The 3465-nt window shown below is 33.6% G+C and carries 4 protein-coding genes; all 4 read right to left on the bottom strand.

All coding sequences use genetic code 11. From position 1 onward, the window contains the following. Nucleotides 1-94 precede the first annotated feature (94 nt). The 4 genes from A9G30_RS05990 to A9G30_RS05975 all read right to left on the bottom strand — a co-directional run bounded on the left by A9G30_RS05990 (nt 95) and on the right by A9G30_RS05975 (nt 3282). Nucleotides 95-430 (bottom strand): YggL family protein, encoded by a 336-nt coding sequence (locus A9G30_RS05990; protein ID WP_065566670.1) that lies wholly within the window; start codon nt 428-430, stop codon nt 95-97. Between the two features lie 20 nt (nt 431-450). Next, nucleotides 451-1770 (bottom strand): ATP-dependent RNA helicase RhlE, encoded by a 1320-nt coding sequence (gene rhlE / locus A9G30_RS05985; RefSeq protein WP_081295730.1) that lies wholly within the window; start codon nt 1768-1770, stop codon nt 451-453. 394 nt (nt 1771-2164) lie between these two features. After that, nucleotides 2165-2533 (bottom strand): MmcQ/YjbR family DNA-binding protein, encoded by a 369-nt coding sequence (locus A9G30_RS05980; protein WP_065566669.1) that lies wholly within the window; start codon nt 2531-2533, stop codon nt 2165-2167. Nucleotides 2534-2850: 317 nt separating this feature from the next. Continuing rightward, nucleotides 2851-3282, bottom strand: a complete 432-nt coding sequence (locus tag A9G30_RS05975) for a hypothetical protein (RefSeq protein ID WP_065588369.1) — start codon at nt 3280-3282, stop codon at nt 2851-2853. Nucleotides 3283-3465: the final 183 nt, after the last annotated feature.

Below are 3465 nucleotides of genomic sequence, written 5' to 3'. Positions count from 1 at the left end.
TCACCATTAGTACGATAAAATTCAGTTATAAAAATAGCCACATACGTGACTACTTTTATTTAAGAATAACGTATATTTAAAAATAACCTAATAATTAAAATGCTAACTCATCCCACCAAATATCAATAAGTTGACTGGTTTTAACATTTTTTAAACCATGATCTTCCAACCATTTTGTGACAACGTCACGATGTTCTTCAGTACAATTTCCTAATTTTTGGGTGCAAATAATACCTTGCCAATTTAAATAACCACTCCCCTCATAAGCTAAACCATTTGGTTGAATGGCTTCAAGAATAAACTGATCAACAATGTTATCTAAAGTCTCTTCGCTTGTGCCTTCGTCAAAAGACCAGCTAACAGTAAAGCCTAATTCTTTGAACTCTTCAATATGTAATTTTTTTCGTAAACGCTTGCTACGATTTACCATAATAGTTTCCTTCTACTTTGTTAAATATTAGTTTTTTTATTATTAGAGTGATTCGATCTATTTGAAGATTTAATACTCTTTTGATTAGAGTGCGACGATCGACCAGCCCCCGTTACATTCGCTCTTTTTGGTGATGCTCGCCTTGGCAATGATTTTTTTACAGGCTCTGCTTTAATTTTTGGATCAACTTCAAACCCGTTAGTTGTTAATTCTGGAATCGGCTTTTTTATTAATTTTTCAATCGCTTTTAATTGAGCCAGTTCATCAATACACACGAGCGAAATAGCCTGCCCTTCATTTTGTGCACGCCCTGTTCGCCCAATGCGATGTACATAATCTTCAGCAACTTGTGGTAATTCATAATTAACTACATAAGGCAACAGCTCAATGTCAAGGCCTCTTGCTGCAATATCAGTGGCTACTAATGCTCTAATTTGCCCACTTTTGAAATCGGCTAAGGCTTTAGTTCGTGCCCCTTGGCTTTTATTACCATGAATAGCAGCTGCTTTAATGCCATCTTTAGTTAGCTGTTCCGCTAAGTGATTTGCACCATATTTAGTGCGGGTAAAGATTAATACTTGTTGCCATTGGTTTTTACCAATTAAATAAGACAATAGCTCTCGTTTACGGCGTTTATCTACTCTATGTATATATTGGGTTATTTGCTCTGAAGCGCTATTGGTTTTAGCTACTGCAACAGATTCTGGTGAATGTAATAGAGATTGCGCTAACACTTTTATTTCATCGGAGAAAGTTGCTGAAAACATTAAATTTTGGCGTTTTTTCGGTAATTTAGCAATCACACGACGGATATCATGAATAAATCCCATATCTAACATGCGATCGGCTTCATCCAATACTAGCATTTTCACGGTTGAAAGATCCACAGCATTTTGTTGTGCTAAATCAAGTAATCGTCCCGGTGTTGCAATTAATATGTCCACACCGCCCCGTAATTTCATCATTTGAGGATTAATACTTACACCACCAAATACCACTAAGGATCGAATCGGTAAATAACGGCTGTAGCCACGAATATTTTCGCCAATTTGGGCTGCAAGCTCACGTGTTGGCGCTAAAATCAAGGCATATAAAGAACGTTTATTTTTTTTGCTATTTGGATTATTAGCGTCTTTAGTTTTCTGCTCAAGCAGTTTTTGTAAAATAGGCAAGCCAAAGCCCGCTGTTTTACCTGTCCCTGTTTGTGCACTCGCCATAAGATCTTTACCAGATAAAATGACCGGTATAGCTTGTTGTTGAATGGGCGTCGGGCTGGTATAGTTTTGTTCTTGAATTGCTTTTAAAATCTCGGCATCTAAACCAAGAGAGTCAAATGACATGAATTGATTCCTAAATAAATGGTAAATGGATTGTCCTTAGGCATTATAATGCAATTGAATAATATTTTCTGATAAATCTTATTTTAAACAATAAGATTTATCGTTCTGTTTGTTGTTCTAAAATAAAATCAAACTTCTATATATAAAATAATTCCGTGTGATCCAGTGACTCCTTATTTAAAACATAATGATTTTCAATATGTTTTTATAAAAATACCGGCGATATTTACCTCGCATGCTCTATAGGGGATTTATCATATAACTACTCATAGATTGTGAGAAACAAAAAACAGTTGTTGAGTAACTTGGCTTAGATCACTTTTTTATAGCCGTTTTTCATGAATTACACGGTTATTTATTTGTCGAGACAGTCATTAGATATATCAGTGCAGATTCAAACTTTATCCTTATTCGTTAAATTATAACTGTAGTCTAATAAATGTATTATTTGTTCCAGTGGCACAGATCCATCAAGCATTATGGTAATCCAGTTATTTTTATTCATATGATATGCTGGTAATAAACCAGTGCTATTTTTTATTATAGAAATTAATTCAGGATCGGATTTGACATCAATGATTTCCACGACCTCTTCCGAGTTGAGACCTAATTTATTTTTCTCTACTGACATAATTAGACCAAACCACTTACCACTACTTTTGTGTCTAAGAACTTGATAGTCAGGAAACTTTTTGAAAGGATTATCAATTTGAACATTATTCAAAGTCTGCGTGTATTCAACTAATCTATTTTTAAGGCTCATCATTGTTTCCCTTTTTCTGATTAACTCAATATAACATCACAACTTTAATCGCAAGGTATGCTAATTAGTGCTTGTTGTGATAATAATCCAAAAAGAAAGCGGCAACAATGATAATAAATCAATAAAAAGCGAATATGCAGTGCAGAATTTGAAAAGTGAATTATGCTATTATGCAAAGGTTTAGTTATGTAAATAGAAAATCTAAAAAATTTTTACAAAAATAACTTAATAAATCAGCTAGCAGTAACTTTGAATAAAGTAAGTTCGCAAAATGAGCGTTAATTTTACGAACTACTTGGGGCGATGGCCAAAGCTATTTATTTTGGTTCTTCACAAATTTCATCAATTGACAATGTTGCTGGTACATTTCGATCATCATTGAATTGGAAACGGAACAAGAAGCGAATATCATAAGCCCGTAATACATCAATCACATCTTGTTTACTACAAAATTGTGCATTGAGCCCAAGTCTGATTCCTTCAGTAATATCTACAATGGAAACGCTTTGGCTATCAGTTGGCATACTATATTCAAATACGACGTTATTCAGATTATAAAAAATATTAGTGACTTCGTAGCCCGCTTCAGTTTTAACAGGAAACTTTCCTCCTTCGCCTAATATTGATCTTTTAGCGCTATCAGCGAAAGCTTTTGTGATATTAGCTGACGAGGGCAATTCCGCACTATAAGCGTTCGAAATTATCAAAAATGAAGAAAGTAGCACAGCCAATTTTATTCGTTTTTTCACTTCGGTATTCCTTAAATTGAAACTTAATTAAGTTATGTTATTTTAATCGCATAAATAGCACAACATCCATTTGCTTTTAGCATAATTTAATTGGCTATTAAAAGTTGCCAATACTGAGTCAATATATCCCTTATTATTAATTATTGTTGATTGTAACAATTCTAATTAGATCATTATATTATA

This window comes from Gilliamella sp. Fer4-1 (assembly GCF_001690515.1).
In the GTDB taxonomy this organism is placed as follows: Bacteria; Pseudomonadota; Gammaproteobacteria; order Enterobacterales; family Orbaceae; genus Gilliamella; species Gilliamella apicola_C.
Note: the sequence above shows the minus strand (reverse complement) of the source record. Positions and strands in the feature narration are given on the sequence as shown.